Raw genomic sequence first — 3,065 nt, forward strand, 5'->3', positions numbered from 1 at the left:
CTCATCAACCTGCACGTCGCCGCATCGCGCGGGCTGGCCCGCGTGACCGACGATTTCGTCGGCCGGCCGAGCTGGCCCCGGCCCTATGTGGTGGCGATCGCCGGCAGCGTGGCGGTGGGCAAGAGCACGGTCGCCCGCCTGCTGCGCGCGCTGCTTTCGCGCTGGCCGGATCATCCCAAGGTGGACCTCGTCACCACCGACGGCTTCCTCTTCCCCACGCGGGAGCTGGAGGCGCGGGGGCTGATGGCGCGCAAGGGCTTTCCCGAAAGCTATGACGTGAAGCGGATGATCGGCTTCCTCGCCGATATCCGCGCGACGGGGCGGGCGACCTCGCCGGTCTATTCCCACCAGGCCTACGACATATTGCCCGGCGAGGAACATGTGGTCGACCGGCCGGACATATTGATCTTCGAGGGGCTGAACGTCCTCCAGATCGGCGCCGGGATGGAGCGGGCGAACGCGCCGGTGTTCACCGCCAGCGATTTCTTCGACATATCGATCTACATCGATGCGGCGGAGGAGAATATCGAGCGCTGGTATCTGGAGCGGTTCATGCTCCTCCAGCGCACCGCCTTCCAGAACCCGGCATCCTATTTCCACCACATGGCCCACGCCCCGTTCGATGAAGCGCGGGCCTTTGCGCTGCAATTGTGGGAACGGATCAACGGCCCCAATCTGCGCGACAATATCGAACCCTCGCGCTCGCGCGCCGACGTGATCCTGCACAAGCAGGCCGATCACGGCGTCGATTGGCTGAAGCTGAGGCGGTTGTAGGGGAAAGCAGCCCCGGCCCTTCTCCCCCGGACCCGCCGCGAAATTCCGCATCGACAAAATTCCACATCGACCGTGCGACGATGCGGTAAAATTCGACTCCATGGCGTTCAAAAATTCCCTTCGCTTCCGCGCGGGATTCATGCAGCAAGGCTGCGCATGGCCACGGATGCGCGGCCGATAAGCGATGCTTTGCGGGAGTTTGCCATGGGAAGGATGCGCGACAAGATCGTGCTTATAACGGGCGCGAGCGAGGGAATCGGGCGCGCCACGGCCGAGCTGATCGCCGCGGAAGGCGGCCATGTCGCGATCGCCGCGCGGCGGGCGGAGCCGCTGGAGGAGACGCGCGCGGCAATCGCGGCGGCCGGCGGATCGGTGGAGGCGCATCGGCTCGACGTGTCCGATCTCGACGCTTACGCCGCGCTGATCGCGGACGTCGCCGGGCGCCATGGCCGGCTGGACGTGCTNGTGAACAATGCGATGTCCGCCGCCTACAAGTCGATCGCGGACCTCACCATCGAGGATTGGCGGCGCGATTTCGCGGTGAATGCCGAGGCGGTGTTCGTGGGCACGCGCGAGGCGATGAAGCTGATGATCCCCGCCGGACGCGGATCGATCGTCAATATTTCCTCCGCCTGCGGGGTGCGGGCGATGCCGGGCATGGCGAGCTATTCCGCGTCCAAGGCGGCGCTGATCCACTTTTCCGCCTGCGCCGCGATCGAGGGCGCGCCGCACGGCGTGCGGGTGAACAGCATCGTCCCCGGCCAGATCGCGACGCCCGCGACGCTGCATTTCCAGGAAATGGCGCCGGATGCGGCGAATGCCGTGACGCAGGCGATCCCGATGCGGCGCAGCGGCGAGCCGGCCGAGCTGGCGCGGGCCGTGCTGTTCCTGGCTTCGGACGAATCCGGCTACGTCAACGGCGTCGCGCTGCCCGTGGACGGCGGCAAGACCGTCCAGCTCTACATGCCGTCATGAGCGGGGCGCTTTCGGGCAAGCGCGCCGTCGTGACCGGCGGCGCGCAGGGGATCGGCCGGGCGATCGCGGAGCGGCTGGCGGCGGACGGCGCGCGGGTGGCGGTGCTGGATATCGATGCCGGCGCGGCCGGCGGCACGGCAGAGGCGCTGGCGGGCGGGGGGCATATCGGCCTGGCCTGCGACGTTTCCGACAGCGGATCGGTGGATGCGGCCTTCGCGGAGATCGCGGGCGCGTTCGGCGGCGTCGACATCCTCGTCAACAATGCCGGCACGGGCCGGGGCCCCGACGACGGCAGCGACCAGATGTATGCCGGTGCGGCCGAGCGCGCCGCCCAGATCGCGCGGGGCGAGGCGCCGACCGCGCATGCCGACCAGCTGATCCACATGTCCGACGCGGGATGGCGGCGGGTGATGGGCGTCAACCTGGACGGGATGTTCCATTGCGCGCGGGCGGCGGTGCGGCTGATGGCGGCGGGCGGCCATGGCGGCAGCATCGTCAACATCGCATCGACATCGGCGGCGTCCGGCGAAGGCCCGCTGCATTATGTGACGAGCAAGGCCGGCGTCGTCGGCCTCACCCGCGCGCTGGCGCGCGAGCTTGCGACGCGCGGCATCCGCGTGAACGCCGTCCATCCCGGCCCCACCGACACGCCGATCATGCAAAGCGTGCCCGATGCGATGGTGGCGGCGATGGAGGCGGCGATCCCGCTGGGGCGGATGGCGCGCCCGGCCGAGATCGCGGCGGCGGTCGCCTTCCTCGCATCCGAGCAGGCGAGCTATGCCACCGGCAGCGTGCTGACGGTGAATGGCGGTTCCTACATGGTCTGACGGAAAGGGGTGGGCGGGGGAGGCCCGGCGTGGCATGGTGGCGCATCAGCGTTCTGGAGTAGCCATGTTCGATCGCCTGTTCCTCGCCCATCCGCGCAGCGTGAACGAAAGCTATGTCGAGCATTTCGGCGTGGCCTTCCGCTTCGGCGCGACGATGGTGGCAAGCGGCCTCGCCTGCATGGTCCATGGCATCGTTCCCGCCCTGTTCGTGCGGACCGGCAGCAATGCCGTGAAGCGGCTGCACGCGCAGATGGCCGCGCGCCAGCCTTCCCCCCGCGCCCGCGAGCAGCGCCATGCCGGGTGGAACGAGCCCGAATGGCAGATCGAGTATGAAATCTGATCGAATTTGAGGTCGGATTGCCGGGCGAGCGGTTGCCCTTGACGGCCCGCCTGCCTATCGGCGTGGATGTGACCGCGCCTGTTCCCCCGCTCCGCATCGATATCGACTCCGCCGCCCTCGTCGCCAACTGGCGCTGGTTCGCGGAGGCG

General features: G+C 68.7%; 4 protein-coding genes. All 4 read left to right on the forward strand.

Features of this window, described 5'->3' with window-relative positions:
- The coding region (gene coaA, locus BHE75_RS07240; protein ID WP_070933458.1) for a type I pantothenate kinase at window positions 1-774 on the forward strand (774 nt) is incomplete at its 5' end.
- A gap of 213 nt (window positions 775-987) precedes the next feature.
- Window positions 988-1,749: an SDR family NAD(P)-dependent oxidoreductase gene (locus tag BHE75_RS07245; RefSeq protein ID WP_438830613.1), complete on the forward strand. Its 762-nt coding sequence runs from the start codon at window positions 988-990 to the stop codon at window positions 1,747-1,749.
- Window positions 1,746-2,576 (forward strand): SDR family NAD(P)-dependent oxidoreductase, encoded by an 831-nt coding sequence (locus BHE75_RS07250; RefSeq protein ID WP_070933460.1) that lies wholly within the window; start codon window positions 1,746-1,748, stop codon window positions 2,574-2,576. The genes BHE75_RS07245 and BHE75_RS07250 overlap by 4 nt, the downstream gene beginning before the upstream one ends.
- A gap of 64 nt (window positions 2,577-2,640) precedes the next feature.
- Window positions 2,641-2,916 carry a DUF6356 family protein gene (locus BHE75_RS07255; protein ID WP_015459914.1) on the forward strand — a complete coding sequence of 92 codons (276 nt, stop codon included), beginning with the start codon at window positions 2,641-2,643 and terminating at the stop codon, window positions 2,914-2,916.
- Window positions 2,917-3,065 lie beyond the last annotated feature (149 nt).

Origin of the sequence: Edaphosphingomonas haloaromaticamans, from assembly GCF_001853345.1 — a bacterium.
Lineage (GTDB): Bacteria > Pseudomonadota > Alphaproteobacteria > Sphingomonadales > Sphingomonadaceae > Sphingomonas_E > Sphingomonas_E fennica.